23 protein-coding genes and 7 tRNA genes are annotated in these 26,520 nt (G+C 54.7%); 22 read left to right on the top strand and 8 right to left on the bottom strand.

Translation table 11 applies throughout. The features are described 5' to 3' along the window. Position 1: 1 nt before the first annotated feature. The gene (locus tag C1Y41_RS01430; RefSeq protein WP_039383196.1) at positions 2 to 958 is read right to left on the bottom strand and encodes a 2-thiouracil desulfurase family protein; all 957 of its coding nucleotides are present in this window, start codon (positions 956 to 958) and stop codon (positions 2 to 4) included. A 149-nt stretch (positions 959 to 1,107) separates the two neighbouring features. Then, positions 1,108 to 1,308 (bottom strand): YbfA family protein, encoded by a 201-nt coding sequence (locus C1Y41_RS01425; protein WP_071668988.1) that lies wholly within the window; start codon positions 1,306 to 1,308, stop codon positions 1,108 to 1,110. 237 nt (positions 1,309 to 1,545) lie between these two features. Between C1Y41_RS01425 and kdpE the strand changes: the two genes are divergently transcribed. Beyond that, a complete protein-coding gene (gene kdpE, locus C1Y41_RS01420; RefSeq protein ID WP_039383191.1) occupies positions 1,546 to 2,220 on the top strand; it encodes a two-component system response regulator KdpE in 675 nt (224 codons plus the stop codon). 39 nt (positions 2,221 to 2,259) lie between these two features. Here the strand turns inward: kdpE and pgm are convergent, their stop codons facing one another. Continuing rightward, positions 2,260 to 3,900, bottom strand: coding sequence for a phosphoglucomutase (alpha-D-glucose-1,6-bisphosphate-dependent) (gene pgm, locus C1Y41_RS01415; RefSeq protein WP_039383189.1), 1,641 nt, complete (start codon positions 3,898 to 3,900; stop codon positions 2,260 to 2,262). Positions 3,901 to 3,925: 25 nt separating this feature from the next. Continuing rightward, positions 3,926 to 4,468 carry a replication initiation negative regulator SeqA gene (gene seqA / locus C1Y41_RS01410; protein WP_039383187.1) on the bottom strand — a complete coding sequence of 181 codons (543 nt, stop codon included), beginning with the start codon at positions 4,466 to 4,468 and terminating at the stop codon, positions 3,926 to 3,928. Positions 4,469 to 4,711: 243 nt separating this feature from the next. On the opposite strand from seqA, the gene ybfF reads away from it, so the two are divergent. The 4 genes from ybfF (at position 4,712) to fur (ending at position 7,381) form a co-directional block, all read left to right on the top strand. Next, entirely contained in the window at positions 4,712 to 5,476 is a 765-nt protein-coding gene (gene ybfF, locus C1Y41_RS01405; protein ID WP_039383185.1) for an esterase, read from the top strand. Positions 5,477 to 5,634: 158 nt separating this feature from the next. Next, a complete protein-coding gene (gene ybfE, locus C1Y41_RS01400; RefSeq protein WP_039383184.1) occupies positions 5,635 to 5,910 on the top strand; it encodes a LexA regulated protein in 276 nt (91 codons plus the stop codon). Between the two features lie 137 nt (positions 5,911 to 6,047). Then, complete coding sequence (gene fldA / locus C1Y41_RS01395) at positions 6,048 to 6,578, top strand: flavodoxin FldA (RefSeq protein ID WP_039383182.1); 531 nt, start codon at positions 6,048 to 6,050, stop codon at positions 6,576 to 6,578. 356 nt (positions 6,579 to 6,934) lie between these two features. After that, positions 6,935 to 7,381: a ferric iron uptake transcriptional regulator gene (gene fur / locus C1Y41_RS01390; protein ID WP_039383181.1), complete on the top strand. Its 447-nt coding sequence runs from the start codon at positions 6,935 to 6,937 to the stop codon at positions 7,379 to 7,381. Between the two features lie 61 nt (positions 7,382 to 7,442). Here the strand turns inward: fur and C1Y41_RS01385 are convergent, their stop codons facing one another. The 3 genes from C1Y41_RS01385 to nagE all read right to left on the bottom strand — a co-directional run bounded on the left by C1Y41_RS01385 (position 7,443) and on the right by nagE (position 11,918). Beyond that, a complete protein-coding gene (locus tag C1Y41_RS01385; RefSeq protein WP_039383180.1) occupies positions 7,443 to 7,838 on the bottom strand; it encodes a hypothetical protein in 396 nt (131 codons plus the stop codon). 235 nt (positions 7,839 to 8,073) lie between these two features. Beyond that, positions 8,074 to 9,744 (bottom strand): glutamine--tRNA ligase, encoded by a 1,671-nt coding sequence (glnS, locus tag C1Y41_RS01380; RefSeq protein WP_039383178.1) that lies wholly within the window; start codon positions 9,742 to 9,744, stop codon positions 8,074 to 8,076. A 149-nt stretch (positions 9,745 to 9,893) separates the two neighbouring features. After that, positions 9,894 to 11,918: an N-acetylglucosamine-specific PTS transporter subunit IIBC gene (gene nagE / locus C1Y41_RS01375; RefSeq protein ID WP_039385758.1), complete on the bottom strand. Its 2,025-nt coding sequence runs from the start codon at positions 11,916 to 11,918 to the stop codon at positions 9,894 to 9,896. Positions 11,919 to 12,258: 340 nt separating this feature from the next. Here nagE and nagB point away from each other — a divergent pair, with 340 nt between their 5' ends. The 12 genes from nagB to C1Y41_RS01315 all read left to right on the top strand — a co-directional run bounded on the left by nagB (position 12,259) and on the right by C1Y41_RS01315 (position 19,130). Beyond that, positions 12,259 to 13,059, top strand: a complete 801-nt coding sequence (gene nagB, locus C1Y41_RS01370) for a glucosamine-6-phosphate deaminase (RefSeq protein ID WP_071668986.1) — start codon at positions 12,259 to 12,261, stop codon at positions 13,057 to 13,059. A gap of 56 nt (positions 13,060 to 13,115) precedes the next feature. Then, positions 13,116 to 14,264, top strand: a complete 1,149-nt coding sequence (nagA, locus tag C1Y41_RS01365; protein WP_104084663.1) for an N-acetylglucosamine-6-phosphate deacetylase — start codon at positions 13,116 to 13,118, stop codon at positions 14,262 to 14,264. A gap of 7 nt (positions 14,265 to 14,271) precedes the next feature. Beyond that, a complete protein-coding gene (locus C1Y41_RS01360) occupies positions 14,272 to 15,492 on the top strand; it encodes an N-acetylglucosamine repressor (protein ID WP_039383170.1) in 1,221 nt (406 codons plus the stop codon). A gap of 36 nt (positions 15,493 to 15,528) precedes the next feature. After that, complete coding sequence (locus tag C1Y41_RS01355; protein WP_039383168.1) at positions 15,529 to 16,281, top strand: HAD-IIA family hydrolase; 753 nt, start codon at positions 15,529 to 15,531, stop codon at positions 16,279 to 16,281. 298 nt (positions 16,282 to 16,579) lie between these two features. Then, entirely contained in the window at positions 16,580 to 18,247 is a 1,668-nt protein-coding gene (asnB, locus tag C1Y41_RS01350) for an asparagine synthase B (protein ID WP_039383166.1), read from the top strand. Positions 18,248 to 18,464: 217 nt separating this feature from the next. Continuing rightward, positions 18,465 to 18,541: transfer RNA gene (locus C1Y41_RS01345), tRNA-Met, on the top strand. Between the two features lie 8 nt (positions 18,542 to 18,549). Further along, positions 18,550 to 18,634: transfer RNA gene (locus C1Y41_RS01340), tRNA-Leu, on the top strand. Positions 18,635 to 18,655: 21 nt separating this feature from the next. Then, positions 18,656 to 18,730, top strand: a tRNA-Gln gene (locus tag C1Y41_RS01335). A 34-nt stretch (positions 18,731 to 18,764) separates the two neighbouring features. Further along, positions 18,765 to 18,839, top strand: a tRNA-Gln gene (locus tag C1Y41_RS01330). Between the two features lie 30 nt (positions 18,840 to 18,869). Beyond that, positions 18,870 to 18,946 (top strand) — tRNA-Met (locus tag C1Y41_RS01325). Positions 18,947 to 18,952: 6 nt separating this feature from the next. Beyond that, a tRNA-Gln gene (locus C1Y41_RS01320) sits at positions 18,953 to 19,027 on the top strand. A 28-nt stretch (positions 19,028 to 19,055) separates the two neighbouring features. Beyond that, a tRNA-Gln gene (locus C1Y41_RS01315) sits at positions 19,056 to 19,130 on the top strand. Between the two features lie 103 nt (positions 19,131 to 19,233). Here C1Y41_RS01315 and ubiF read toward each other — a convergent pair. Further along, positions 19,234 to 20,406 carry a 3-demethoxyubiquinol 3-hydroxylase gene (gene ubiF, locus C1Y41_RS01310; RefSeq protein WP_039383164.1) on the bottom strand — a complete coding sequence of 391 codons (1,173 nt, stop codon included), beginning with the start codon at positions 20,404 to 20,406 and terminating at the stop codon, positions 19,234 to 19,236. Between the two features lie 238 nt (positions 20,407 to 20,644). Between ubiF and miaB the strand changes: the two genes are divergently transcribed. The 5 genes from miaB to lnt all read left to right on the top strand — a co-directional run bounded on the left by miaB (position 20,645) and on the right by lnt (position 26,312). After that, positions 20,645 to 22,069, top strand: coding sequence for a tRNA (N6-isopentenyl adenosine(37)-C2)-methylthiotransferase MiaB (miaB, locus tag C1Y41_RS01305; protein ID WP_071668984.1), 1,425 nt, complete (start codon positions 20,645 to 20,647; stop codon positions 22,067 to 22,069). A 205-nt stretch (positions 22,070 to 22,274) separates the two neighbouring features. After that, positions 22,275 to 23,348 (top strand): PhoH family protein, encoded by a 1,074-nt coding sequence (locus tag C1Y41_RS01300; protein WP_094111648.1) that lies wholly within the window; start codon positions 22,275 to 22,277, stop codon positions 23,346 to 23,348. Beyond that, on the top strand, positions 23,345 to 23,818 hold the full coding sequence (ybeY, locus tag C1Y41_RS01295) for an rRNA maturation RNase YbeY (RefSeq protein ID WP_071668982.1): 474 nt from the start codon (positions 23,345 to 23,347) through the stop codon (positions 23,816 to 23,818). Before C1Y41_RS01300 ends, ybeY begins: the two co-directional genes overlap by 4 nt. 81 nt (positions 23,819 to 23,899) lie before the next feature. Further along, positions 23,900 to 24,781, top strand: coding sequence for a CNNM family magnesium/cobalt transport protein CorC (corC, locus tag C1Y41_RS01290; protein ID WP_039383156.1), 882 nt, complete (start codon positions 23,900 to 23,902; stop codon positions 24,779 to 24,781). Between the two features lie 4 nt (positions 24,782 to 24,785). Continuing rightward, positions 24,786 to 26,312, top strand: a complete 1,527-nt coding sequence (gene lnt / locus C1Y41_RS01285; protein WP_039383154.1) for an apolipoprotein N-acyltransferase — start codon at positions 24,786 to 24,788, stop codon at positions 26,310 to 26,312. The last annotated feature ends 208 nt before the right edge of the window (positions 26,313 to 26,520 follow it).

The following is a 26,520-nucleotide window of genomic DNA, read 5'->3' as shown; positions in this document are numbered from 1 at the left end:
CTTATTGTCCGTAACGCAGGCGCAGTGCTTCCGGGTAGGGATCGAAATAGCGCTGCTGCGCCAGCCAGGGATGCGGATACTCAGCCATGTAGTGTTTCAGCATAGTAATAGGGGCCAGCAGCGGCTGAACGCCACAGCGATAGCGATCGATCAGCTGCGCCAGTTCCTGACGCTGAGGAGAGCTGAGTTTTGGCCGGAAATAGCCCTGTACATGCATCAGCACATTAGTGTGATTGCGGCGCGATGCGCGATGCGACATTAGCTGCATCAGCCGGTTGCGGTACTCAAACGCATACTCTTCCAGCGACGCCCATTTATCCATAGCGGCCACAAAGCGCCCCAGTTCGCGATAGGCATCCTGCGCGTGCGACAGCAGCAGCAGTTTGTACCGGCTGTGAAAGGCGATCAGTTTGTGCCGCGTCAGTCCGCTGCGCCACATTTCGTTGAACTCATGCAGCGCAAATACGCGCCCGGTGAAGTTTTCGCGCAGAACCGGATCGTGCAGGCGTCCATCCTCTTCCAGCGGCAGCCAGGGCATCTCCTGCTGTAAAAAAGAGGTAAAGATGCCGATGCCCGATTTGCGATTATTGTTTGTGGCAGGATCGTAAACGCGCACCCGCTCCAGACCGCAGCTGGGTGATTTGGCGCAGAGAATATAGCCGCAAAGATGGTGCAGCGATTTGACGCGCTCCGCTGACCAGCTGCGCATTTCGCTGGTGACTTCCTGATTGTCATCTTTGCTGAAACAGATATGGATCTGATCGTCGCCCTGCTTCACCAGCCTCAATGCCGGACGCGGTGTGGGCAGGCCGATAGCCATCTCAGGACAGACGGGCTCGTAGCGCACAAATTGCGCGAGTTCGTCCGTTGCAAAGGCAAAACGCTTGTGGCCGCCATCAAATCGGACGCTATCCCCGAGCAGGCAGGCACTGATGCCGACAGGAATTTTCTCGCTCATACTTGTACAACCTCCAGAATCTTGTAGAGGTTTAAGTGTAGCGCAAATGACGATGAATGGCAGGATGTAGCAGGCGCTATAAGGAAAATTTTGTTAAAAAAAAGCGGCCGCTTCGGGTAAAAGCGTCCGCCTCAGTCAAAAAAACTCTGTTACCAGTAAATACCGCCAGCGATTTCGGACTGCGCCAGCCATACCGGCTTGGTACTGGTTTTGCACCAGATGCGGTGCAGGTAGCTATAAAAACGCGCACGATCGCGGCGGAATAGCATAAAAGGAAGCGCCGCAACGCCTGCAATCAGCACCAGCGTGCGCCGTATAACGATTTTTGGCAGTGAATAGCGTTTATCCATTGCGTTCCTCCTGAGCAATCTGTTGTAAAGTGTGATCTGCCGCAAATATTACTCCTGGCTGCTCACTTTTGCTACTCATCAGACCACTTATTCTGAACTTTTTTTGACCATTTTTCCGCTTCACAGAATGGCGTTACAACAGTGTGAATAACGGGTTATTTTATTGGGGTAAATCGCTGCGCGGACGCCGCTGCGGTTTATTGCTAAAGTAGAGAAAACCGTGTTGCAGGAGCCCACGTGACAACCATTTTGATTGTGGAAGATGAAAAAGAGATCCGCCGTTTTGTACGCCTGGCGTTAGAGAGCGAAGGCGTAAAAATTGTCGAAGCTGAACAGCTGCAGCGTGGTCTGATTGAAGCGGCAACGCGCAAGCCCGATCTGGCGATCCTCGATCTCGGCCTGCCTGACGGTGATGGCATCGCGTTTATTCGTGAAGTACGCCAGTGGAGCACTATGCCGGTTATTGTGCTTTCAGCCCGCAGTGACGAGCAGGATAAGATCGCAGCGCTGGACGCGGGTGCGGATGATTATCTGACAAAACCGTTTGGCATTGGCGAACTGCTGGCCAGGGTGCGGGTGGCTTTACGTCGTCATCAGGGCAGTCAGCCCGATGCGCGCGTGCTGTTTGGTGAAGTCTGCGTTGACCTTGCTGCACGCCGTATCACCCGCAGCGGTCAGGAAGTGCATCTGACGCCAACCGAGTTTCGCCTGCTCAGTCTGCTGCTGAATAACGCCGGCAAGGTGCTGACGCAGCGCCAGCTGCTGAATCAGGTCTGGGGCCCCAATGCGGTGGAACACAGCCACTATCTGCGCATCTATATGGGCCACCTGCGTCAGAAGCTCGAAGAAAACCCGACGCAGCCTGCTCACCTGCTGACGGAAACCGGTATCGGCTACCGTTTTATGCCATAAAAAAAGGCCGCAGCAGCGGCCCTTTTCACGGTATCACCCTCAGGCGTTCTTCAGAACTTCGCTGACAATTTCCACCGCTTCTTTCTCAATCAGCTCGCGATGCTCAGCGCCAAGGAAGCTTTCGCAGTAAATCTTGTAAGCATCTTCAGTGCCGGACGGACGCGCGGCAAACCAGCCGTTCTCCGTCATGACTTTCAGTCCGCCAATAGATGCGCCGTTACCCGGAGCTGCCGTCAGGCGTGCGGTAATCGGATCGCCCGCCAGCGTATCAGCGCTGACCATCTCTGGTGACAGCTTTGACAGCGCGGCTTTCTGTGCCGAGGTCGCAGACGCCTGCAGACGATTGTAGCTTGGCGCACCAAAGCGCTCCGCCAGCTCATCATAGTGCTGCTGCGGATTTTTACCGGTCACCGCCGTGATTTCAGCGGCCAGCAGGCAGAGAATAATGCCATCTTTATCCGTTGACCAGGCTGAACCATCAAAACGCAGGAAGGAAGCCCCCGCGCTCTCTTCGCCGCCAAAGCCAAAGCTGCCGTCGAACAGGCCATCAACGAACCACTTAAAGCCCACCGGTACTTCTACCAGCTTGCGCCCGATATCATTAACCACGCGGTCGATCATCGCACTGGAGACCAGCGTTTTGCCCACGGCAACATCACTACCCCACTGCGGACGATGCTGGAAAAGATAGTTGATAGCGACGGCCAGGTAGTGGTTTGGATTCATCAGGCCAGCTGGCGTGACAATACCGTGACGGTCATAATCGGGATCGTTGCCGAAGGCCAGATCAAACTTGTCTTTATACGCCAGCAGACCCGCCATCGCGCACTCTGATGAACAGTCCATGCGCACCACGCCATCTTTATCCAGATGCATGAAGCGGAAGGTCTGGTCGATAGCGTCATTAACGATGGTCAGATCGAGGTTGTAATGCTCAGCGATACGCTGCCAGTAAGCCATACCTGAGCCGCCAAGCGGATCGACGCCAATTTTCAGTCCCGCCTTCTGAATCGCCGGGAAGTCGATAACCTGCGCCAGTCCTTCAACATAAGGCTGAATCAGATCCTGCTCAACAATGTGGCCGCTCTGCCACGCCTGATCCAGCGGCAGACGTTTCACATCCTGCAGACCGCCTTTGATCAGCTGGTTAGCGCGATCTTCCACCACTTTTGTGACGTTGGTATCAGCCGGCCCACCGTTTGGCGGATTGTATTTAATGCCGCCATCTTCCGGTGGATTGTGTGAAGGGGTGATCACAATGCCGTCAGCCTGCGCGCCGCCGCGTTTGTTATGCTCCAGAATAGCATTGGAGATAGCGGGCGTTGGCGTGTAGCCGTTATCCTGCTGCACGATGACATCCACACCGTTCGCCGCCAGCACTTCCAGTACTGACAGAATAGCGGGCTCAGAGAGCGCGTGCGTATCTTTGCCCACGTAGCATGGACCCGTAATACCGTTCTTTTTGCGCTCTTCGGCGATCGCCTGTGCGATAGCCAGAATGTGCTCTTCATTGAAGCTGTGACGTCCCGCGCTGCCGCGGTGGCCAGATGTGCCAAATTTCACCGCATGGTCCGGGTTAGCCGCATCCGGCTTCAGGACGTAATACTGCGAGGTTAATTGTGCAACGTTAATCAAATCGCTCTGCTGGGCAGGCTGCCCGGCACGGGGGTGATTGGCCATTGGCGCTTCTCCCTGACGCTTCAGTTTAAATGGTGCCGCAAACTTTCTCTGTCAGCTCCGGAGGGAACTGCATAGCCAGCATGATGTGCTCCACCATGCTGCATTTACGGCCTGTATTGGTGTTTGTGATGACCCAGTAAGGTGTACCTGGCACATGCTTAGGTTTGGTATGCGTGCCATTTTGCAGCAGCGTATGCTCATCACCGGCAAAATAGACGCGCGTACGTCCCTGCAGCGATGCGGTAGCATCGGCAAATGCATCAGGATCGAGACGATAGAGCGTTGACAAAATCAGCATAAAGCGGTTAACCGCTTTTTTCTGCTCGGCATACTCATCTGACAGCATCAGCTCGCGCATGGCACGCACGCGGTCCTGCGGACGCGCTTCAGGCTCTGCTGCTGCTGTCGCCTCTTTTACCGGGGCCGTTACTGCTGGCGCTGCTGCAGCGCGCGAGCTGGCGGTAAATTTCAGCATGCGACGCAGTATGTCTGAGGCGCTTTCACCGATGTGCTGCGTGTGGCTGGCAATATAACGGTAGAGTTCTTCGTCAACTTCAATCGTTTTCATCTTATTCCGTACGAGTCTGGCAACTAGCAGAATCCCGCATTCTGCAACGCCCTTACCGGTAGCGGGCACGCAGAGAGCCTGGGATCTGACATATTGATTATAAAGTTAAATCCGCAATAGCTGATAGCGCTGGCAACGTTTACGGGCAAAAGTCAGAATATGCCCTAATACCTGGCGACCGCCACCCGGACAGGTAGAATCATGATACCCTAACCCACGCTCTCAACTGTAAGAACTTTAGCCATGATTTTGAATGCCCGTCTGCAAACTGCACAATCTGATTCTCACAGCGCACCGGTTTTGCTTATCCATGGCCTGTTCGGCAGCCTGGATAACCTTGGCGGGCTGGCGCGTGGCGTAGCCGATGCGCGTACTACGCTGCAGGTGGATGTGCGCAACCACGGTTTATCGGCGCGCAGCAACAGCATGAGCTATGCTGCAATGGCGCAGGATATGGTTGATACGCTGGATGCGCAGCAGATCACGCAGGTTGATGTGATTGGCCACTCGATGGGGGGCAAAATCGCTATGGCACTGAGTGCGCTGGCGCCTGAACGCGTTGGCAAGCTGGTGCTGATTGATATCGCTCCCGTTGACTATCAGACGCGCCGGCACGATGAGATCTTTGCGGCGATTCGCGCGGTATCCGCAGCCGGCGTGACGCGCCGCAGTGAAGCCGCAGCGGTGATGCGACAGTTTATCCCTGAAGAGGGGATCATTCAGTTTATCCTGAAGTCCTTTGCTGAAGGAGAATGGCGGTTCAACGTGCCGGTATTATGGGATAACTACGCGACGATATCGGGCTGGGAACCTATTCCCGCCTCGGCTCATCCGGCGCTGTTTATTCGCGGCGGCGACTCTCCTTATCTGGATAATCACTATCGGGCCGCGCTGCTGGCCCAGTTTCCTGAGGCGCGGGCGCAGGTCATTGCCGGTGCCGGGCACTGGGTGCATGCAGAGAAGCCTGATGCCGTGTTACGTGCCGTGCGGCGCTTTTTTACGCTCTGAAAGCAAAAGCTTACTGCGCTATGTTTAAGATTGGCGTCACGTCTGACGCTGGAGTATGATGTCGCGCTAAAATTTTGCCACGGTGGTCAGACACTGTGGCTGGCCGATAATGTGTTTAATCGCGCGGCGCCGTTCGCGCCCACTCAGTTTCGCAAATCATGGCAAAAGAACAGACAGACCGTACCACGCTTGATCTCTTTGCAGACGAGCGACGACCGGGCCGCCCGAAAACCAGCCCGCTGTCGCGCGATGAGCAGCTGCGCATTAATAAGCGCAATCAGCTTAAACGCGATAAGGTTCGTGGGCTACGGCGCGTGGAGCTCAAAATGTCCGGCGAAGCGGTTGACGCGCTCAATACGCTGGCTGAGCAACAAAATATCAGCCGCAGCGAGCTGATTGAGCAGATGCTGCTGACGCAGCTCAAACTCATATAATTTATGCAGACCGCACACTGGAACACAAACTCTGCGCTTTGCGCGTTCCGCGCTTTTTCAGGGTCTGCTATCATTCGCTTATCTGTATAGTCTGTTGACTTACTCTCACATTCAGGATTTAAGAGGCTACCTAACCCATGGCAATCGTAGGCATTTTCTTCGGCAGCGATACCGGCAACACTGAAAACATTGCAAAGATGATCCAGAAACAACTGGGTAAAGATGTCGCCGAAGTGCATGACATTGCTAAGAGCACGAAAGAAGATCTGGAAGCGTTTGATATTCTGCTGCTGGGTATTCCTACCTGGTATTATGGTGAGGCGCAGTGCGACTGGGATGACTTTTTCCCGACGCTGGAAGAGATTGACTTCAATGGCAAGCTGGTTGCGCTGTTTGGCTGTGGCGACCAGGAAGATTATGCCGAGTACTTCTGCGATGCGCTGGGTACGATTCGCGACATTATTGAGCCAAATGGCGCAATCATCGTGGGCCACTGGCCTGTTGAAGGTTACCACTTTGAAGCCTCTAAAGGTCTGGCCGATGAGAAGCATTTCCTCGGGCTCGCCATCGATGAAGATCGTCAGCCAGAGCTGACGAATGCGCGCGTCGAAGGCTGGGTGAAGCAGATTTTTGATGAGCTGCAGCTTAAAGAAATTATTGAGGCATAATGTGTTGCCGTTACCCGATGCAGGCACGGTTAACATCGGGTAACGGAATTGCCTATAAAAATAATAGCTACGCTTTTTTAACTTTTCCCTGCAATTCTGTAGAATACCCGCAACGGTTAACGGCTTATTCCTCTGTCAGCAGGCTGAGGCTGAGTGAACTGAGAACCCAGCACTGTATAATCCCGCCGGCGACAGCAAGAGCGTTACTTCCGCCTCTGGTGATTTCTTTAGCATTTGCCTGGTTTCTATTCGCCTGCCCCGGTTCTATAATGAGACGCAAATGAGAATGCGCGTTAACCACACATTCAAGGCTGTTAAGCCGCAAATGACTAGCAAAGTAACAGGACAATATCCGCATGACTGACAACAATTCCGCATTGAAAAAGGCTGGCCTGAAAGTCACGCTGCCCAGATTAAAGATTCTGGAAGTGCTTCAGGAACCCCAGTGCCATCACGTCAGTGCGGAAGATTTGTACAAACGCCTGATCGATATGGGCGAAGAGATTGGTCTGGCCACGGTATATCGCGTTCTGAACCAGTTTGACGACGCGGGCATTGTAACCCGTCATAACTTCGAAGGCGGCAAGTCCGTTTTTGAATTAACGCAGCAGCAGCATCACGATCATCTTATCTGCCTGGACTGCGGTAAAGTGATTGAGTTCAGCGATGAGTCGATCGAAACGCGCCAGCGCGAAATCGCGACCCGCCACGGCATTAAGCTTACTAACCATAGCCTCTATCTGTATGGTCACTGCGAAGTGGGTGACTGCCGGGAAGATGAAACGCTGCATAACGATAAATAACGTCAGCTACGCTGCAAAATAAAAAAACCGGTGCAGGCACCGGTTTTTTTGTTGCTGCAGTTCAGGCGACCAGTGTCTCCTGCAGATAGCGCCAGCGCGGATTTTCCGTTGTGCAGTCCAGCACCGCCAGCGAAATACGGCTGTGGCTCTCGCCGTTCAGTATCTGCAGTTCGCGATACTGAATGGTGACCTCTTTTTGCTGCTCAGAAATGATTGCATGTTCGCTGGTCGCGATGCGCATTCCTTCACGCTGTCCGCACAGGCGGCGAAAAAGATCTTCAACGTCATTCAGATTCAGCTGTCTGCCCTGTGGCGTAACCATCCGGAAATCAGGATGGAAATGCGACAGCAGCAGCCCCATGGTATCGTTGCTGACATCCGCATGATTAAAAATACGTTCAATGAGCTGATGTAAAACCACAACGCTATGTTTGGCTTCCTGAGCGAGGCTTGTCATTATTTTTCCCTTTTTGCTAGCCACAGACCAAGTCCGGAGTGCGCATAGCCTACCTGAAAAAAAGGATTTAACACGGTCAAATGCGTTAATTTTTTTAAAGTCAGACAAGTCGTAAACCCGCATACCAGCTCGATTTTATTTAACGCAGAATAAATGGTTGCCGGGGAGCAAAAGAGGATAATAAAAAAGGGCGAATGCTCGCCCTTATATAATTTTATGATGCCGGAAGCGGTTATTATTCGCTGCCAATCTTCGCCCAGGTATCACGCAGGCCTACCGTGCGGTTAAATACCAGCGCTGATGGCTGCGAGTAGACGCTGTCCGCGCAGAAGTAGCCCTCACGCTCGAACTGGTATGGCGAGGTTGCTGCCGCTTCGCGCAGTCCTGGCTCCACAAAGCCCTGCTTGATCTGCAGCGAGTCCGGATTCAGGGTCGCGAGGAAATCCTCTGCCGCGCCCGGGTTAGGCACGCTGAACAGACGATCATAGAGGCGGAACTCAGCGGGCAGCGCATGAATTGCGGAGACCCAGTGGATCACCCCTTTTACTTTGCGGCCATCAGCCGGGTCTTTGCTCAGCGTATCCACATCGCAGGTTGCATAGATGCAGGTGATGTTGCCCGCCTCATCTTTTGCCACGCGCTCAGCGCGAATCACATAAGCGTTACGCAGGCGCACTTCTTTACCCAGTACCAGACGCTTATACTGCTTGTTAGCTTCTTCACGGAAATCTGCGCGATCGATCCACACTTCGCGGCTGAAAGGCACGTCGCGCGTTCCCATCTCCGGCCGGTTAGGATGGTTTGGCATGGTGATGATCTCATCATGCCCGGCAGGCAGGTTTTCAATCACGACTTTAAGCGGGTCGAGCACGGCCATAGCACGCGGCGCATTTTCGTTGAGGTCGTCACGAATGCATGACTCCAGCGAAGCCATCTCAACGATATTGTCCTGTTTGGTGATACCGATGCGGCGGCAGAACTCACGAATTGATGCCGCGCTGTAACCACGACGGCGCAGGCCTGAAACGGTCAGCATGCGCGGATCGTCCCAGCCTTCAACCCGCTTCTCGCTCACCAGCTGCGTCAGCTTGCGCTTCGACATCACCGCATATTCCAGATTCAGGCGCGAAAATTCATACTGCCGCGGATGCACCGGAATCGTGATGTTATCCAGCACCCAGTCATACAGGCGACGGTTATCCTGAAACTCCAGCGTACAGAGCGAATGCGTGATCCCTTCCAGCGCATCGGAGATGCAGTGCGTGAAATCGTACATCGGATAGATGCACCACTTGTTACCGGTCTGATGGTGCTCGGCAAACTTAATGCGGTAGAGCACCGGATCGCGCATCACAATAAAGCTGGAAGCCATATCGATTTTGGCACGCAGGCACGCCTTACCCTCTTCAAAGCCACCATCGCGCATTTTCCGGAACAGCGCCAGGTTCTCTTCGACGCTGCGATCGCGATACGGGCTGTTTTTGCCCGGCGCCGTCAGCGTGCCGCGATACTCGCGGATCTGCTCGGGTGACAGTTCGTCAACGTACGCCAGTCCTTTGTTGATCAGCTCGACAGCATAATTAAACAGCTGATCAAAATAGTCGGATGAGTAACGAATGTTGCCGCTCCACTCAAAGCCCAGCCATTGCACATCATTTTTGATCGACTCGACGAACTCCATATCCTCTTTAACCGGATTGGTATCATCGAAACGCAGATTGCATTCCCCCTGATAATCCTGTGCGATTCCAAAGTTCAGGCAGATCGATTTTGCATGGCCAATATGCAGATAACCATTGGGCTCTGGCGGGAAACGGGTATGCACACTACTGTGCTTACCGCTCGCCAAATCTTCGTCGATGATCTGACGAATAAAGTTCGTTGGGCGGGCTTCAGCCTCACTCATCTCAAAATCCTCAAACAATAACGGGTGATTTTACCTCGAAGTAACGGAGTATGATCCACAAAGCGCTGAAGGGAAACAACCGTTTGTTGGCGCTTTTAAAACAAAAAAGGCAGGAATCGCTTCCTGCCTTATCGGTTAGACGCCCGGGGTTAGTTTTTCACCTCATAGAGCGGCGTTTCGCCGGCAACGACCGTGCCGGTTGCCAGCAGCGTAAGACCTGCGAAGTCGTCGCTGTTGCTGACCACCACCGGACTGATCATCGAGCGCGCGTGAGCGTTCAGATAGTCCAGATCCATCTCCAGGATCGGCTCGCCAGCGGTAACGGTCGCGCCCTCTTCCACCAGCCGGGTAAAACCGCGCCCTGCCAGCGCAACGGTGTCCAGCCCCATATGCACCACTATCTCAACGCCGCTCTCTGTTTCCAGACAGAAGGCGTGATTGGTATTGAAGATTTTCACTATGGTACCGGCAATCGGTGCCACCACGCGGCTATCCGACGGCTGAATGGCCAGGCCATCACCTACCGCTTTGCTGGCGAACGCTTCATCCGGCACCTTATCCAGCGCCACTACATGACCTGATACCGGTGCCAGCAGCGTGGCAATCGCCTTATGTGTAGCCGCGGGCGCAGGCGCTGCTGCTGCCACAACCGGTTTAGCCACAGGCGCAGCGCTGGCGGCCGCCACCGGGCCTTTGGTCAATACGGACTTCATCGCAGTAGCGATACTCTCCGCCTGCGTACCCACAATAATCTGCACGCTCTGCTTATTAAGACGAATAACGCCTGAAGCGCCGATACGTTTTGCCACACCTTCGCTGACCTGTGCGGAATCTTTCACGTTCAGGCGCAGGCGCGTGATACAGGCATCAATATGCGTCAGGTTTTCAGAGCCGCCGACGGCAGCAATATAGCGACGCGCCAGCGATTCAGTCGCCGTTTCACCGCTACTTTCAGGCGTGACATTCACATCATAACCATCGGTTTCATCATCCGCTGCCAGCTCGCGGCCCGGCGTCAGCAGATTAAATTTGCGGATAGTGAAACGGAAGACGACGTAATAGATCACGAAGAAGACCAGGCCCTGCGGGATCAGCATCCACCAGTGCACCGCCAGCGGGTTACGCGACGAGAGCACCATATCTACCAGGCCGGCGCTGAAGCCAAAGCCGGCAATCCACTGCATGCTGGCCGCAATAAACACGGAAATACCGGTGAGTACCGCGTGGATCACATAGAGCACCGGGGCCACGAACATAAAGGAGAATTCCAGCGGCTCAGTGATACCGGTAAAGAATGCGGCAAAAGCGGCTGCCAGCATAATGCCGCCCACTTTTGCCCGATTCTCAGGACGCGAGCAGTGATAGATAGCCAGTGCCGCACCCGGCAGGCCAAACATCATGATCGGGAAGAAGCCTGCCTGGTAGCGACCCGTAATACCCGGAATGCCGCTGCCGTTAGCAATAGACTGCGCGCCGCCGAGGAATTTTGGAATGTCGTTAATACCCGCAACATCAAACCAGAACACGGAATTGAGCGCGTGGTGCAGGCCAACCGGGATCAGCAGTCGGTTAAAGAAGGCGTATACCCCCGCCCCGACAGAACCCAGTTTCTGGATATGTTCCCCAAAGCTTACCAGACCACCGAAGATCACCGGCCAGACGTACATCAGGATAAACGCCACGACAATCATCAGGAAGGAGACCAGAATCGGTACCAGGCGACGCCCGCTGAAGAAAGAGAGCGCTTTAGGCAGTTCGACATGGCTGAAGCGGTTATACATCTCCGCCGAAAGGATACCCACCATGATACCGACAAACTGGTTTTCAATTTTGCCAAACGCCGCAGGCACCTGCTCAAGCGGCATTTTCTGGATCATAGCGACTGCAGCAGGCGAACAGAGCGTGGTCACCACAAGAAAGCCAACAAAGCCGGTCAGAGCCGCTGCGCCATCTTTATCCTTAGACATACCGTACGCGACACCAATCGCAAACAGTACCGACATATGGTCGATAATCGCGGAGCCTGACTTTATCAGCAGTGCCGCCAGTGCGTTACCTGCCCCCCAGCTGTCGGGATCGATCCAGTAGCCTACCCCCATCAGGATAGCGGCCGCCGGCAGCGTGGCCACTGGCACCATCAGCGCACGGCCGACTTTTTGTAAATAGCCTAATATACTCACCTTGTTCTCCCCCTATGAGACTGGCGTATCCCCTGGTACGGGTTGGTTTTATTATCCCGGCACCTGGCGTGTTGATAAGACGATTCTCTGCGAGATGCAGTGTAAAGATAAATTAATTCGCCTCGCAAATTAAAACCGCTCCAGTTGTGACTTTTATCACCTTAATAGCCAATATAAGTCGCTTAATACTGGTCACTGCCACAAACTTATTTTATGATAAAAAATATCAACCGCTCTTTTTCGCTGTAGCCTGCTGATAAACGCGTTAACCTCATTCACACTTGATCACGGCTGCTACAGCATATTCTTTTTATCTGTTTAACCGAGGTGCACTATGAGACTGATTCCGCTGGCTACACCTGCTCAGGTTGGCAAATGGGCAGCCCGCCATATCGTCAACCGGATTAACGCCTTTAACCCAGGCCCTGAGCGTCCCTTTGTTCTGGGATTGCCTACGGGCGGCACGCCGCTGGAAGCTTACAAGCATCTGATTGAGATGCACAAAGCGGGCCAGGTCAGCTTTAAGCATGTTGTCACATTCAATATGGATGAGTATGTCGGTCTGCCGAAAGCGCACCCGGAAAGCTATCACAGCTTTATGTATCGCAACTTTTTCGATCACGTTGATATTCCGTCAGAAAACATCAATCTTCTGAATGGCAATGCGGAAGATATTGACGCAGAATGTCGCCAGTATGAAGAGAAGATTCGTGCGTTTGGTAAAATCCACCTGTTTATGGGTGGTGTAGGCAATGATGGCCATATTGCGTTTAATGAACCCGCCTCCTCGCTCTCATCGCGTACACGTATAAAAACGCTGACGCATGATACGCGTGTCGCTAATTCACGCTTTTTCGATGGCGATGTCAGCCAGGTCCCTAAATATGCGCTGACCGTTGGCGTGGGTACGCTGCTTGATGCCGAAGAGGTAATGATCCTGGTGACAGGCCACGTCAAAGCGCTGGCGCTTCAGGCCGCGGTAGAAGGCAACGTAAACCATATGTGGACCATCAGCTGTCTGCAGCTGCATCCAAAAGCGGTTGTGGTATGTGATGAGCCAGCGACAATGGAACTGAAAATTAAAACGGTAAAATATTTCCGCGAGCTTGAAGCGGAAAATATGCAGGGCGTCTGAGAGCACGATGTAGAAGCCTGCTGTCGTTGACAGCTGGCGCAGCCGGGAGAGAGATAATGTACGCATTAGTAAACGGTCGGATTTTTACCGGCTATGACATTCTGGACGATCACGCGGTAGTTATCGCGGACGGTATTATTGATCGGGTTTGCCCGCGCGCCATGCTGGATGCAGCGCTACCGCAACAGGATATGGCCGGCGCGTTTATCGCTCCCGGCTTTATCGACCTGCAGCTCAACGGCTGCGGCGGTGTGCAATTCAACGATTCGCCTGAAGCGCTGAGCATGGAAACGCTGGAGATAATGCAGCGTGCTAATGAAAAGTCAGGCTGTACCAGCTTTCTTCCAACGCTGATTACCAGCAGTGATGAACTGATGAAGCAGGCGGTGGAAACCATGCGCGCCTGGCTGACAACGCGCCAGAATCAGGCGCTGGGTTTGCACCTTGAAGGTCCGTGGCTCAACCGGGAGAAAAAAGGAACGCACAATCCGGCTCTGATACGCCAGCCCGATCCCGCACTGGTCGACTACCTTTGTGCCAACGCGGATGTCATTACTAAAGTCACGCTGGCGCCTGAACAGGCAGGCAGCGAGGTTATTCGTCAGCTCAGCGCAGCCGGTATCATCGTTTCTGCCGGTCACTCTAATGCGACCTATGCCGAGGCAAAAGCCGGCTTCAGCGCCGGCATTACCTTTGCGACCCATCTTTATAATGCGATGAGTCCTTTTAGCGGCCGTGAACCTGGACTGGTCGGTGCGCTGTTTGATTCGCCTGATGTATACTGCGGCATCATTGCAGATGGCTTACATGTCAATTACGCTAACGTGCGCATGGCAAAACGTCTCAAAGGCGAACGGCTGATTCTGGTTACTGACGCGACTGCGCCGGCAGGTGCTGCGATTGATAAATTCATTTTTGCAGGTAAAACAATATACTATCGCAATGGTCTGTGCGTGGATGAGCATGGAACCCTGAGCGGTTCAGCACTGACAATGATTGAAGCAGTGCAGAACAGCGTAGAGTATTGCGGCATTGCCCTGGATGAGGCGTTACGTATGGCAACGCTTTATCCGGCAAGAGCCATGGGCGTGGAGAAACAGCTGGGCACGGTAGCAGCAGGAAAAGCCGCCAACCTCACTGTTTTTACCCGCGATTATCAAATCATCAAGACGTTCGTCAATGGAGAGAGCGTCCTCAGCGAGTAAGCATTGAATGACCACTGGCGGCCAGACTCAAATAGGAAATGTCGATCTTGTCAAACAACTCAATAGCGCAGCCGTTTATCGGTTGATCGATCAACAGGGGCCGATTTCGCGCATTCAGATTGCCGATCTCAGCCAGCTTGCGCCCGCCAGTGTCACTAAAATTACCCGTCAGCTGATTGAACGCGGTTTGATCAAAGAGGTCGAGCAGCAGGCCTCTACCGGCGGTCGCCGCGCCATCTCCATTATCACGGAAACCCGTCATTTCCATACCATCGGCGTCCGTCTCGGACGCAACGACGCCACGCTTACCCTGTTTGATCTAAGCGGCAAATCGCTGGCGCAGGAAGATTATCCGCTACCGGAGCGCACGCAGGAGACGTTGGAGAACGCGCTGTTTAACGCTATCAGCGCGTTTATCAACGTGCATCAGCGGAAAATTCATGAGCTGATCGCTATTGCCGTGATCCTGCCCGGGCTGGTCGATCCGGTTAAAGGGATTATCCGCTATATGCCGCACATTGCCGTCAGCCACTGGCCGCTGGTTGCCAGCCTGCAGCAGCGGTTCAGCGTGACCAGCTTTGTAGGGCATGATATCCGCAGTCTGGCGCTGGCTGAGCACTACTTCGGTGCAAGCCGCGACTGCGCTGACTCGATTCTGGTGCGGCTGCATCGTGGAACCGGTGCCGGCATTATTGCTAACGGACAGATTTTTCTCGGCAGTAACGGTAACGTGGGTGAAATTGGCCATATCCAGGTCGATCCGTTAGGCGAACGCTGCCACTGCGGCAACTTCGGCTGTCTGGAAACCATCGCCGCAAATGGCGCGATTGAAAACCGCGTACGCCATCTGCTGAATCAGGGATATCCAAGTACGCTGTCGCTGGATAACTGCCTGATGCCGCAAATCTGTCACGCTGCTAATCAGGGCGACGCGCTGGCGTGTGAAGTGATTGAGTATGTGGGGCGTTATCTCGGCAAAGCGATTGCCATTGCAATCAACCTTTTTAACCCGCAAAAGGTGGTGCTGGCGGGCGAAATCACCGACGCCGACAAAGTGTTGTTTCCCGCCATCGAGAGCTGTATCAATACGCAGGTGCTGCGTGAGTTTCGTAAAAACCTGCCGGTGGTGCGCTCACAGCTGGATCATCGCTCCGCGATTGGGGCGTTTGCGCTGGCAAAACGCGCTATGCTGAATGGCATTCTGCTGCAGCATCTGCTGGAAGATTAATTGTAACCTGCCTGAGCAGGCCTGACGGGATCTTGTATGACCATTAAAAGCGTAATCTGTGATATCGATGGCGTGTTGATGCATGACAACACGGCCGTGAAAGGGGCTAATGAATTTCTGCAGCGTATCCTGGAAAAAGGCATGCCGCTGGTCGTGCTGACTAACTATCCGTCGCAGACTGCTCAGGATCTGGCCAACCGTTTCTCCAACGCCGGCGTCGACATTCCTGACTCGGTGTTTTATACCTCAGCCATGGCCACCGCTGATTTCCTGCGGCGTCAGGAGGGGAAAAAAGCGTATGTGATCGGAGAAGGTGCGCTGGTTCATGAACTCTACAACGCCGGCTTTACCATTACTGACGTCAATCCTGATTTTGTTATCGTCGGTGAAACCCGCTCGTTTAACTGGGATATGATGCATAAAGCCGCGTTTTTTGTGGCTAACGGCGCGCGCTTTATTGCGACCAATCCGGATACCCACGCGCGTGGATTTATTCCCGCCTGCGGCGCCCTCTGTGCCGGTATCGAAACCATTTCGGGCCGTAAGCCTTTTTATGTTGGCAAGCCCAGCCCCTACATTATGCGGGCGGCGCTGAACAAAATGCATGCGCACTCTGAAGAGACAGTGATCGTGGGTGATAACCTGCGCACCGATATTCTGGCGGGCTTCCAGGCGGGACTGGAAACTATTCTGGTGCTCTCTGGTGTTTCCACCCTGAGCGATATCGACGCAATGCCATTCCGCCCCGACTGGATTTTCCCTTCCGTCGCCGATATCGATCTGTTCTGACCGGCGCCGTGCACCTGCTGACGCCCTGCCCACCTGCCGGTGTGCGGGGCGTTACTGTTTTTAGCGCCTGATGATAAAAAGAGCTAAACCGGCAAATTATTAGATATCATCTAAAAAAATAGCCTTTATTTTGGTTTATATTCAATTTATTCACCTGTGCAACACTCTATTTATCATAAAAACGTTATTTTGCTTGCGCAACCACCATCAATTAGCGCATTTTCTTATACATCACGCAGCGCAGGCTGCCGGACAAATGCAAAATAACATCGCCACAGGGTGAGATCAGGAGTCAGTTATGTGTTCGATTTTTGGTGTGCTGGATCTGAAAAGCGATCCTGTTGAACTGCGCAAGAAAGCGCTGGAGTCTTCCCGTCTGATGCGTCACCGCGGCCCGGACTGGTCCGGGGTGTTTGCAGATGATAAGGCTATCCTGGTGCATGAGCGCCTCTCAATCGTTGACGTTAACAACGGCGCGCAGCCGCTGTATAACGCTGACCACACCCACGTACTGGCCGTGAACGGCGAAATTTATAACCATCAGGCGCTGCGCGCTGAGCTGAGCGATCGTTATGCGTTTCAGACCGGCTCCGACTGCGAAGTGATTCTGGCGCTCTATCAGGAAAAAGGCGTCGATTTCCTTGATGACCTGCAGGGTATGTTCGCTTTCATCCTGTGGGACAGCGTTAAACAGCAGTACCTGATTGGTCGCGATCATATCGGTATCATTCCGCTCTATATGGGCAATGATGAGCACGGTAACCTTTACGTGGCGTCTGAAATGAAAGCGCTGGTTCCGGTCTGCCGCTCTATTAAAGAATTCCCGCCGGGAAGCTTCCTCTCCAGCACTGATGGTGAGATCCGTCGTTACTGGCAGCGCGACTGGATGGATTTTGCAGCGGTTGCGCAGAACACCACCGATGCTGCAGGCCTGAAACATGCGCTGGAAGAGTCAGTAAAAAGCCATCTGATGTCTGATGTCCCTTACGGCGTGCTGCTCTCAGGCGGACTGGACTCTTCAATCATTTCGGCCGTTACCAAGCGTTTTGCGGCTAAACGGGTGGAAGATGCTGATAAGAGCGACGCATGGTGGCCACAGCTGCACTCGTTTGCTGTGGGCCTGGAGGGTTCACCCGATCTGAAAGCTGCGCAGGCGGTCGCCGATCATCTCGGTACCGTACACCACGAAATTCATTTCACGGTACAGGAAGGCCTGGACGCGATCCGTGACGTGATTTACCACATCGAAACGTATGATGTCACCACGATTCGCGCCTCAACGCCGATGTATCTGATGTCACGCAAAATCAAGGCGATGGGTATCAAGATGGTGCTTTCTGGTGAGGGCGCAGATGAAGTATTTGGCGGCTATCTCTACTTCCATAAAGCACCAAACGCCCGTGAGTTCCATGAGGAGAACGTGCGTAAGCTGCTGGCGCTGCATATGTTTGACTGCGCGCGTGCGAACAAAGCGATGTCAGCCTGGGGCGTAGAGGCACGCGTGCCGTTCCTGGATAAAAAATTCCTGGATGTGGCAATGCGCATCAACCCGGAAGATAAACTGTGCGGCAGCAACGGGAAGATGGAAAAGCACATTCTGCGTGAATGCTTCTCATCGTATCTGCCGGAGAGCGTGGCGTGGCGTCAAAAAGAGCAATTTTCTGATGGGGTCGGTTACAGCTGGATCGATACGCTGAAAGAAGTGGCGGCGAAGCAGGTCAGCGATCAGCAGCTGGCAACCGCACATTTCCGCTTCCCGCACAACACGCCTGGCTCAAAAGAAGCGTATCTCTATCGCGAAATCTTTGAGGAGCTGTTCCCGCTGCCGAGCGCAGCAGAGTGCGTGCCTGGCGGACCTTCTGTGGCCTGCTCTTCTGCTAAAGCGATTGAGTGGGATGAGGCGTTCAAATCCATGGACGATCCTTCCGGCCGTGCCGTTGGCGTACATCAGTCCGCGTACAAATAAGCGCATCGCCGGATAGTGTAAGGGACCCGCTGCGGTCCCTTTTTAGTTGCAACTGACGCGGATGTGATCGAAAATTGCTGAATAAAGCGCCAGCCTGGTTACAAGCCAGACAAACAGGCGCCGCAAGGTAAAAAACGGCAAAAAAACTGTTGACGCTACAAAGCTCAATACGCATAATGCGCCCCGCAACGCCGTTGAAGGTAACGCGAAAAAAGATGGCTACGTAGCTCAGTCGGTTAGAGCACATCACTCATAATGATGGGGTCACAGGTTCGATTCCCGTCGTAGCCACCATCTTTTTTGCGGGAGTGGCGAAATTGGTAGACGCACCAGATTTAGGTTCTGGCGCCGCAAGGTGTGCGAGTTCAAGTCTCGCCTCCCGCACCATTTCAGTCTTCGGCAGCCGGATGGGGTATCGCCAAGCGGTAAGGCACCGGTTTTTGATACCGGCATTCCCTGGTTCGAATCCAGGTACCCCAGCCAATCCGATATGTTTTCGTGGATACGCGTTAACAGATGGGATATCGCCAAGCGGTAAGGCACCGGTTTTTGATACCGGCATTCCCTGGTTCGAATCCAGGTATCCCAGCCAGCATCGGGAAAAGCAGTAAAGCAGTATTATGGCTACGTAGCTCAGTCGGTTAGAGCACATCACTCATAATGATGGGGTCACAGGTTCGATTCCCGTCGTAGCCACCAGATAATTGGGGTGTCGCCAAGCGGTAAGGCACTGGTTTCTGATACCAGCATTCCGGGGTTCGAATCCCTGCACCCCAGCCATACAAAGACAATTTGATCAAACACCTATTGGGGTGTCGCCAAGCGGTAAGGCACTGGTTTCTGATACCAGCATTCCGGGGTTCGAATCCCTGCACCCCAGCCAAATTGCACAACAGGCCCGCTTTTGCGGGCTTTGTTGTTTCTGACGTTCTGAAACGGCAGGGCTTTCTGCCAGCGCGCCGCGCCAGCAGTAAGCGTGGGTGAGGTCAGAGTCCCAGCGCGTAGCGCAGCGCACGACGCTTCAGGCCGCCGGCACGCTCTGCCGCCATCAACCCCAGATTACGCGCCAGGCGCAGCGGCGGCAGTGAGTTGCTGAACGCAAAATAGAACAGATCCATGCCACCCTGCATCAGCAGATTATCGCGATAGCGTTCACGCTGATAGCGCTGCAGCACCGCCATTCCTGACCACGTCTGCGCCTGACTGCGCGCCTCAGTCAGCACGGTAATCAGCGCATCCACGTCGCGATAGCCCAGGTTAACGCCCTGCCCCGCCAGCGGATTAATCGTATGCGCAGCATCGCCCACCAGCGCCAGCCCCGGCATGACGTAGCGCGTGGCATGACGCCGGACCAGCGGAAACGACGCCGCGCTCTTTATCTGAAAACGGCCGAGACGGGCCGGGAAATTCAGCTTTACCTCTTTCTCCAGCTGGCTCAGCGGCAGCGCCTGCAGCTGACGGATACGCGCGGGTGCGTCATACCACACCAGCGATGCATGCTGGTCAAAAAGCGGCAGAAAAGCTCGCGGCCCCTGCGGCGTAAACTGCTGCCAGGTAGCATCACCCGCCGGATGCTCACACTCGGTACTGATAAGCATGCAGGATTGCGCATAGTTCCAGCCGTGCACGCCAATGCCTGCCAGCTGCCGCACCCGCGAGTTAGCGCCATCCGCGCCAACCACCAGCCGGGCATCAAGCGGTGCGCCCTGGTCCAGGGTGATGTGCCAGCCGCCGCTATGCGGCTGCAGATCCTGCAGCGTTGCCGGGCACAGCAGCGCGACGCCATCCTGCTGCATCTGCTCCCACAGCGCCCGCTGCAACACGCGGTTTTCTACCATATAGCCAAGCACCGGCAGCCCCAGCGATGCTGCATCAAACGTGACGTGCGCGCTCTGCCACTCCCAGGTTTCCAGTTTGCGATAGGGCGCACTGCGCATCGTCTCTACGCGCGCCCAGGCGCCCAGCTGCTGCAGTAACGCAACTGAAGAAGCACCAATCGCGGAGATGCGGATATCAGGCTCGCAGCTGCTATCAAACGGCTCAGGTTCTGCACGCTCAATGACAGCGACGCGGAACTGCTGCTGCGCCAGCCCGCACGCCAGCGCCGCCCCCACCATGCCACCTCCGACGATGACCACGTCATACTGTCTCTCCTGCATCAATCCTCACCTTTCCTGTTGCCCTGACGCCCCACGGCGTTTGCTGATAAACAAAGTGTACCGGAAATCATCCGGAAGGGGGCTGAGCCGCTGCCACATCTTTTTGTGTCCGCGCTGCCTGCAGCAGCCTGGCTGTCACGCTGGTGCGCGAAGTATGACAGGTACGCTGGTCACATCCCCCCCAAAGCATTACACTATGCCCCCTGCACTTCCCTGCTCAGATTCAATGGCTGGTTCAATGACCAAAAAACTGCATATCAAAACCTGGGGCTGTCAGATGAATGAGTACGATTCATCCAAGATGGCTGACCTGCTGAACAGCACGCACGGCTACACTCTGACGGAGGAAGCCGAAGACGCAGATGTTCTGCTGCTTAATACCTGCTCTATCCGTGAGAAAGCGCAGGAGAAAGTCTTTCACCTGTTAGGGCGCTGGAAAAAGCTCAAAGCGGCCAATCCCGATCTTATCATCGGCGTGGGCGGCTGCGTGGCGTCGCAGGAAGGCGATAAACTGCGCCAGCGTGCACAGTGTGTTGATATCGTCTTTGGACCACAGACGCTGCATCGCCTGCCGGAAATGATCAATCAGGTACGCGGGAATAAAAGCCCGGTAGTTGACGTCAGCTTCCCGGAAATTGAAAAATTTGACCGTCTGCCGGAACCGCGCGCTGAAGGCCCGACGGCTTTTGTCTCCATCATGGAAGGCTGCAATAAATATTGCACTTTCTGCGTGGTGCCGTATACCCGCGGCGAAGAAGTCAGCCGTCCCTGCGACGATATTCTGCTGGAAATCGCCCAGCTGGCCGCTCAGGGTGTGCGCGAGGTTAACCTGCTGGGTCAGAACGTCAACGCCTATCGCGGCGCGACCTTTGATGACCAGATCTGCACGTTTGCTGAGCTGCTGCGCCTCGTCGCCGCCATTGATGGTATCGACCGCATCCGCTTTACCACCAGCCATCCGATTGAGTTCACCGATGACATCATTGATGTCTATCGTGATACGCCAGAGCTGGTGAGCTTCCTGCATCTGCCGGTCCAGAGCGGCGCTGACCGTATTCTGACGCTGATGAAGCGGGCGCACACTGCGCTGGAGTACAAAGCGATTATTCGCAAGCTGCGCGCAGCACGTCCTGATATCGAAATCAGCTCTGATTTTATCATCGGTTTCCCGGGTGAAACTCAGCACGACTTCGAACAGACCATGAAGCTGATCCACGACGTTAACTTTGACACCAGCTACAGCTTTATCTACTCCGCCCGTCCGGGTACGCCTGCGGCTGACCTGCCAGACGACGTGCCGGAAGAGGAGAAAAAGCAGCGCCTTTATATTCTGCAGGATCGTATCCAGCAGCAGGCGATGGCGATCAGCCGCCGTATGGTGGGTACCGTTCAGCGTATTCTGGTTGAGGGTACATCACGTAAAAATGTGATGGAACTGACCGGCCGTACTGAAAATAACCGCGTGGTAAACTTTGAAGGCTCGGTGAACATGATTGGCAAATTTGTCGATGTTGAAATCGTCGATGTCTATGCCAACTCACTGCGCGGCGTGGTCGTACGCACTGAAGATCGCATGGGACTGCGCGTGGCGCAGAGTCCGGCGGCCGTCATTGCCCGTACCCGCAAAGAGGATGAAACCGGCGTCGGCCTGTATCAACCCTGACAGTTAATCACTGTGCGGCAGCACGCAGCGTGCTGCCGCCTGTTTCATCCGCCACCCCTTGCATTCTGCAGCGGTCGCCCAAATATCTTTCCCTGCGCTTGCGTCCTGGTGCTGTCCCATAAATAATTTTGTCATACGCTTATGACGCGCACGCGCGGCATCCATACACCTTTTCAACTGGCCCTGTGTGACCCAAAGGATTCAATTGAATATCGAAACTCGTGAAATCGCCCTGGAACCCGCCGATAACCAGCGTCTGATGAGCCTGTGCGGTCCGTTTGATGACAATGTGAAGCAGCTGGAACGCCGTCTGGGCATCGAAATCAACCGCCGCGACAACCATTTCAAACTGGTGGGCCGCGCGCTCAGCGTGGAGGCCGCCGCGCATATTCTGCGTACGCTGTACGTGGATACTGCCCCGGTACGCGGCCATATTCCGGATATCGAACCGGATCACATCCATCTGGCCATTAAAGAGAGCCGGGTGCTGGAGCAGACCGCTGAAAGTGTGCCGGAGTATGGCAAAGCGGTAAACATTAAAACCAAACGCGGTGTGATTAAGCCGCGCACGCCGAATCAGGCGCAGTACATCGCCAACATCCTCGACCACGATATCACCTTTGGTATCGGTCCGGCGGGTACCGGTAAAACCTATCTTGCGGTTGCCGCCGCGGTTGATGCGCTGGAGCGCCAGGAGATTCGTCGTATCCTGCTGACCCGCCCGGCGGTAGAAGCGGGTGAAAAACTGGGCTTTCTGCCTGGCGATCTGAGCCAGAAGGTTGATCCCTATCTGCGCCCGCTTTATGACGCGCTGTTTGAGATGCTCGGCTTTGAACGGGTTGAGAAGCTGATGGAGCGCAACGTGATTGAGGTCGCACCGCTCGCCTATATGCGCGGTCGTACGCTGAATGATGCGTTTGTGATCCTTGATGAAAGCCAGAACACCACCATTGAACAGATGAAGATGTTCCTGACGCGCATCGGCTTTAACTCCAAAGCGGTGATCACCGGTGACGTGACGCAGATTGACCTGCCGCGCAGCACCAAGTCGGGTCTGCGCCACGCGATTGAAGTGCTGGCTGACGTCGAAGAGATCAGCTTTAACTTCTTCCACAGCGAAGATGTGGTACGCCATCCGGTAGTGGCACGTATTGTGAACGCTTATGAAGCCTGGGAAGAGGCGGATCAGAAGCGTCGTGATAAACTGGCGGAAGAGCGTAAACGGGAGTCGCTGGCCGCACAGGCTGTGCACTCCACACCACCACAGGAGCCGTCATGAGTACGGTAGTACTGGATTTACAGCAGGCCTGCGCCGACGCGCACGGCCTGCCGGAAGAAACCGCTTTTCAGCGCTGGCTGGAAGCGGCCGTTACCCCCTTTCAGCCAGAAAGTGAGGTCACGATTCGCCTGGTTGATGAAGCGGAGAGTCACGAGCTAAACCTGACTTATCGCGGCAAAGACAAGCCGACCAACGTGCTCTCTTTTCCTTTTGAAGCGCCGCCAGGAATTGAGCTGCCGCTGCTGGGTGATTTAATTATCTGTCGCCAGGTGGTTGAGCAGGAAGCGGCTGAACAGGGTAAAAGCACTGAAGCACACTGGGCACACATGGTCGTACACGGCACGCTGCATCTGCTGGGTTATGACCATATTGAAGACAGTGAAGCCGAAGAGATGGAGGCGCTGGAGACTGAGATAATGCTTGCTCTTGGTTATCCTGACCCGTACATTTCGGAGAAAGAAGACGCCTGAGCCGTGGGTTCAGGCTACTGTGCTGCCGGCGGGACGCGGGCAGCTATCCTTATCTAACAGCGAGATCGTAATTAAAACGCCATGAGCGACGACCATTCTCAAAACAACGACGCCCCCAGTAGTAAAAAGGGCTTCTTTTCCCTGCTGCTTAGCCAGCTGTTTCACGGTGAACCTAAAAATCGTGATGAACTGCTGGGTCTGATCCGTGATTCTGAACAAAAAGAGCTGATTGACCAGGATACCCGCGACATGCTGGAAGGGGTGCTCGACATCGCCGAACAGCGCGTACGCGATATCATGATCCCACGCTCACAGATGATCACCCTGAAGCGCAATCAGAGTCTGGAAGAGTGCCTGGCCGTGATTATTGAATCTGCGCACTCCCGTTTTCCGGTCATCAGCGAAGATAAAGATCACGTTGAAGGCATTCTGATGGCGAAAGATCTGCTGCCGTTTATGAGCAGCAGCGCTGAGCCCTTCAGTATGGAAAAGGTGCTGCGTCCTGCGGTAGTGGTGCCGGAAAGCAAGCGCGTTGACCGCATGCTGAAAGAGTTCCGCTCGCAGCGCTATCATATGGCGATTGTTATTGATGAATTTGGTGGCGTATCTGGCCTGGTGACCATCGAAGATATTCTGGAGCTGATTGTCGGCGAAATCGAAGATGAGTATGACGACGAAGAAGATCGCGACATCCGTCAGCTGAATCGCCATACCTACACGTTACGCGCGCTGACGCCGATTGAAGATTTCAACGAGGCGTTCGGCACCGATTTCAGCGATGACGAAGTGGATACGATTGGCGGTCTGGTTATGCAGGGCTTTGGCCACCTTCCGGCTCGCGGCGAGAGTATCACTATTGATGGCTACCACTTCAAAGTCGCTATGGCGGACAGCCGTCGTATTATTCAGGTGCATGTGAAAATTCCGGAAGATTCTCCACAACCGCAACTCGAAGACGAATAACTTTATGGCATCTGCCTCTCTTTTTTCCCGCCAGCGGGTGCGTCTGCTGCTGGCGCTGATAGCGGGTGCCACCGGCACCCTCGCCTTTTCTCCTTACGATTTCTGGCCTGCGGCGCTTATCTCCCTGGCGGGTTTGCAGGTATTACTGCTAAACCGTCGTCCTGCCCAGGCTGCAGCGCTTGGCTTTACATGGGGCTTTGGCCTGTTTGGCAGCGGCATTAACTGGGTCTATGTCAGCATCGCTACCTTTGGCGGTATGCCCGGGCCGGTAAACGTCTTTCTGGTGCTGCTGCTGGCAGCATATCTGGCGCTCTATCCGCTGCTGTTTGCCGTGGTGCTCAACCGCTTCTGGCCGCGCGCTACTCTATGGCGGCTGGCGCTGGCGGCGCCGGCGTTATGGCAAATCAGTGAGTTTCTGCGCGGCTGGGTCCTGACGGGTTTCCCCTGGCTGCAGTTTGGCTACAGCCAGATTGACGGTCCGCTGAAAGGTATTGCGCCGCTTGCGGGCGTAGAGACCATTACCTTTCTGCTGATGATGATTGCCGGCCTGCTGGTCTTTGCCCTGCATCAGCGCAGTCTGAAAAGCCTGATTGTTGCCGCAGCCCTGCTGCTGCTGCCGTGGCCGCTGCGTATGCTGCACTGGTATCAGCCGCTGCCGGCACGCAGTGTGGACGTGGCGATGGTACAGGGTAATATCCCGCAATCGATGAAGTGGGATCCGCAGCAGCTGCGCGACACGCTGCGCGTCTATACCAGCTACAGTCAGCCCTATATCGGCAGTGCGCCGCTGATTATCTGGCCTGAATCAGCTATTACCGATCTTGAAAGTAACCAGCAGCCCTTTTTACAGGCGCTGGACGCGGAACTGCGCGCGCGCGGCAGCAGTTTGATCACCGGCATTGTTGACTCACGCGTTGAGGGTGATAACCGCTATCACGACTATAACTCCGTCATCGTGCTCGGTGGCAAACAGCCTTATAACTACCAGAGCCGTAACCGCTATCAGAAAAATCACCTGGTGCCGTTCGGCGAGTTTGTGCCGCTGGAGAGCCTGCTTCGTCCGCTGGCGCCGTTCTTCGATCTGCCCATGTCCTCTTTCAGCCGCGGTGCTTACATCCAGCCACAGCTGAACGTGGCGGGTTATAACCTCACCAGCGCCATCTGCTATGAAATCGTTCTGGGCGAACAGGTACGTGCCAACTTCCGGCCAGATACCAACTTCCTGCTGACGGTTTCAAATGATGCCTGGTTCGGCCACTCGATCGGTCCGTGGCAGCATTTTCAGATGGCGCGCATGCGTGCGCTTGAACTGGGACGCCCGCTGCTGCGCTCGACAAACAATGGCGTTACGGCCGTGGTCAACGCCGACGGCGACGTTGAAAAGATGATCCCGCAGTTTACCCGCCGGGTACTGGAGGCGCGCGTAACGCCTGCTGCAGGCGAAACGCCCTATGCGCGCAGCGGTATCTGGCCGGTCTGGTTACTGACGCTGGCAGCGATCACCGCCGCCATTGCACGCCGGCGCGTCTGACGCTCGCGTCTCCCTGAAAGCGAAGCCACGGCTTCGCTTTTTTTTGTCTTTCCGCTGAAACATTCTCCTGCAATGCTGCGTAATGTGGCACGAAGCTTGCTGTTAACCATAACGACAGCGGCGAATCCCGGTAGCAGGCTTGCTGTCGTGAATTTCACGCACTGTTAACGGGCATGATTGCGCACTGAAACAGCGCAAGGCAGCTACA

Source organism: Pantoea sp. ICBG 1758 (assembly GCF_002928325.1).
In the GTDB taxonomy this organism is placed as follows: Bacteria; Pseudomonadota; Gammaproteobacteria; order Enterobacterales; family Enterobacteriaceae; genus Pantoea; species Pantoea eucrina.
Note: the sequence above shows the minus strand (reverse complement) of the source record. Positions and strands in the feature narration are given on the sequence as shown.

What these genes read in the sequence shown, in the direction of transcription:
- seqA (WP_039383187.1), bottom strand. Translation starts at nt 4,468, where the DNA reads ATGAAAACGATTGAAGTTGACGAAGAACTCTACCGTTATATTGCCAGC.
- miaB (WP_071668984.1), top strand. Translation starts at nt 20,645, where the DNA reads ATGACCAAAAAACTGCATATCAAAACCTGGGGCTGTCAGATGAATGAG.
- ubiF (WP_039383164.1), bottom strand. Translation starts at nt 20,406, where the DNA reads ATGCAGGAGAGACAGTATGACGTGGTCATCGTCGGAGGTGGCATGGTG.
- C1Y41_RS01385 (WP_039383180.1), bottom strand. Translation starts at nt 7,838, where the DNA reads ATGACAAGCCTCGCTCAGGAAGCCAAACATAGCGTTGTGGTTTTACAT.
- nagB (WP_071668986.1), top strand. Translation starts at nt 12,259, where the DNA reads ATGAGACTGATTCCGCTGGCTACACCTGCTCAGGTTGGCAAATGGGCA.
- fldA (WP_039383182.1), top strand. Translation starts at nt 6,048, where the DNA reads ATGGCAATCGTAGGCATTTTCTTCGGCAGCGATACCGGCAACACTGAA.
- ybfE (WP_039383184.1), top strand. Translation starts at nt 5,635, where the DNA reads ATGGCAAAAGAACAGACAGACCGTACCACGCTTGATCTCTTTGCAGAC.
- C1Y41_RS01355 (WP_039383168.1), top strand. Translation starts at nt 15,529, where the DNA reads ATGACCATTAAAAGCGTAATCTGTGATATCGATGGCGTGTTGATGCAT.
- C1Y41_RS01360 (WP_039383170.1), top strand. Translation starts at nt 14,272, where the DNA reads ATGACCACTGGCGGCCAGACTCAAATAGGAAATGTCGATCTTGTCAAA.
- pgm (WP_039383189.1), bottom strand. Translation starts at nt 3,900, where the DNA reads ATGGCCAATCACCCCCGTGCCGGGCAGCCTGCCCAGCAGAGCGATTTG.
- corC (WP_039383156.1), top strand. Translation starts at nt 23,900, where the DNA reads ATGAGCGACGACCATTCTCAAAACAACGACGCCCCCAGTAGTAAAAAG.
- asnB (WP_039383166.1), top strand. Translation starts at nt 16,580, where the DNA reads ATGTGTTCGATTTTTGGTGTGCTGGATCTGAAAAGCGATCCTGTTGAA.
- C1Y41_RS01425 (WP_071668988.1), bottom strand. Translation starts at nt 1,308, where the DNA reads ATGGATAAACGCTATTCACTGCCAAAAATCGTTATACGGCGCACGCTG.
- ybeY (WP_071668982.1), top strand. Translation starts at nt 23,345, where the DNA reads ATGAGTACGGTAGTACTGGATTTACAGCAGGCCTGCGCCGACGCGCAC.
- ybfF (WP_039383185.1), top strand. Translation starts at nt 4,712, where the DNA reads ATGATTTTGAATGCCCGTCTGCAAACTGCACAATCTGATTCTCACAGC.
- C1Y41_RS01430 (WP_039383196.1), bottom strand. Translation starts at nt 958, where the DNA reads ATGAGCGAGAAAATTCCTGTCGGCATCAGTGCCTGCCTGCTCGGGGAT.
- lnt (WP_039383154.1), top strand. Translation starts at nt 24,786, where the DNA reads ATGGCATCTGCCTCTCTTTTTTCCCGCCAGCGGGTGCGTCTGCTGCTG.
- glnS (WP_039383178.1), bottom strand. Translation starts at nt 9,744, where the DNA reads ATGAGTGAGGCTGAAGCCCGCCCAACGAACTTTATTCGTCAGATCATC.
- nagA (WP_104084663.1), top strand. Translation starts at nt 13,116, where the DNA reads ATGTACGCATTAGTAAACGGTCGGATTTTTACCGGCTATGACATTCTG.
- fur (WP_039383181.1), top strand. Translation starts at nt 6,935, where the DNA reads ATGACTGACAACAATTCCGCATTGAAAAAGGCTGGCCTGAAAGTCACG.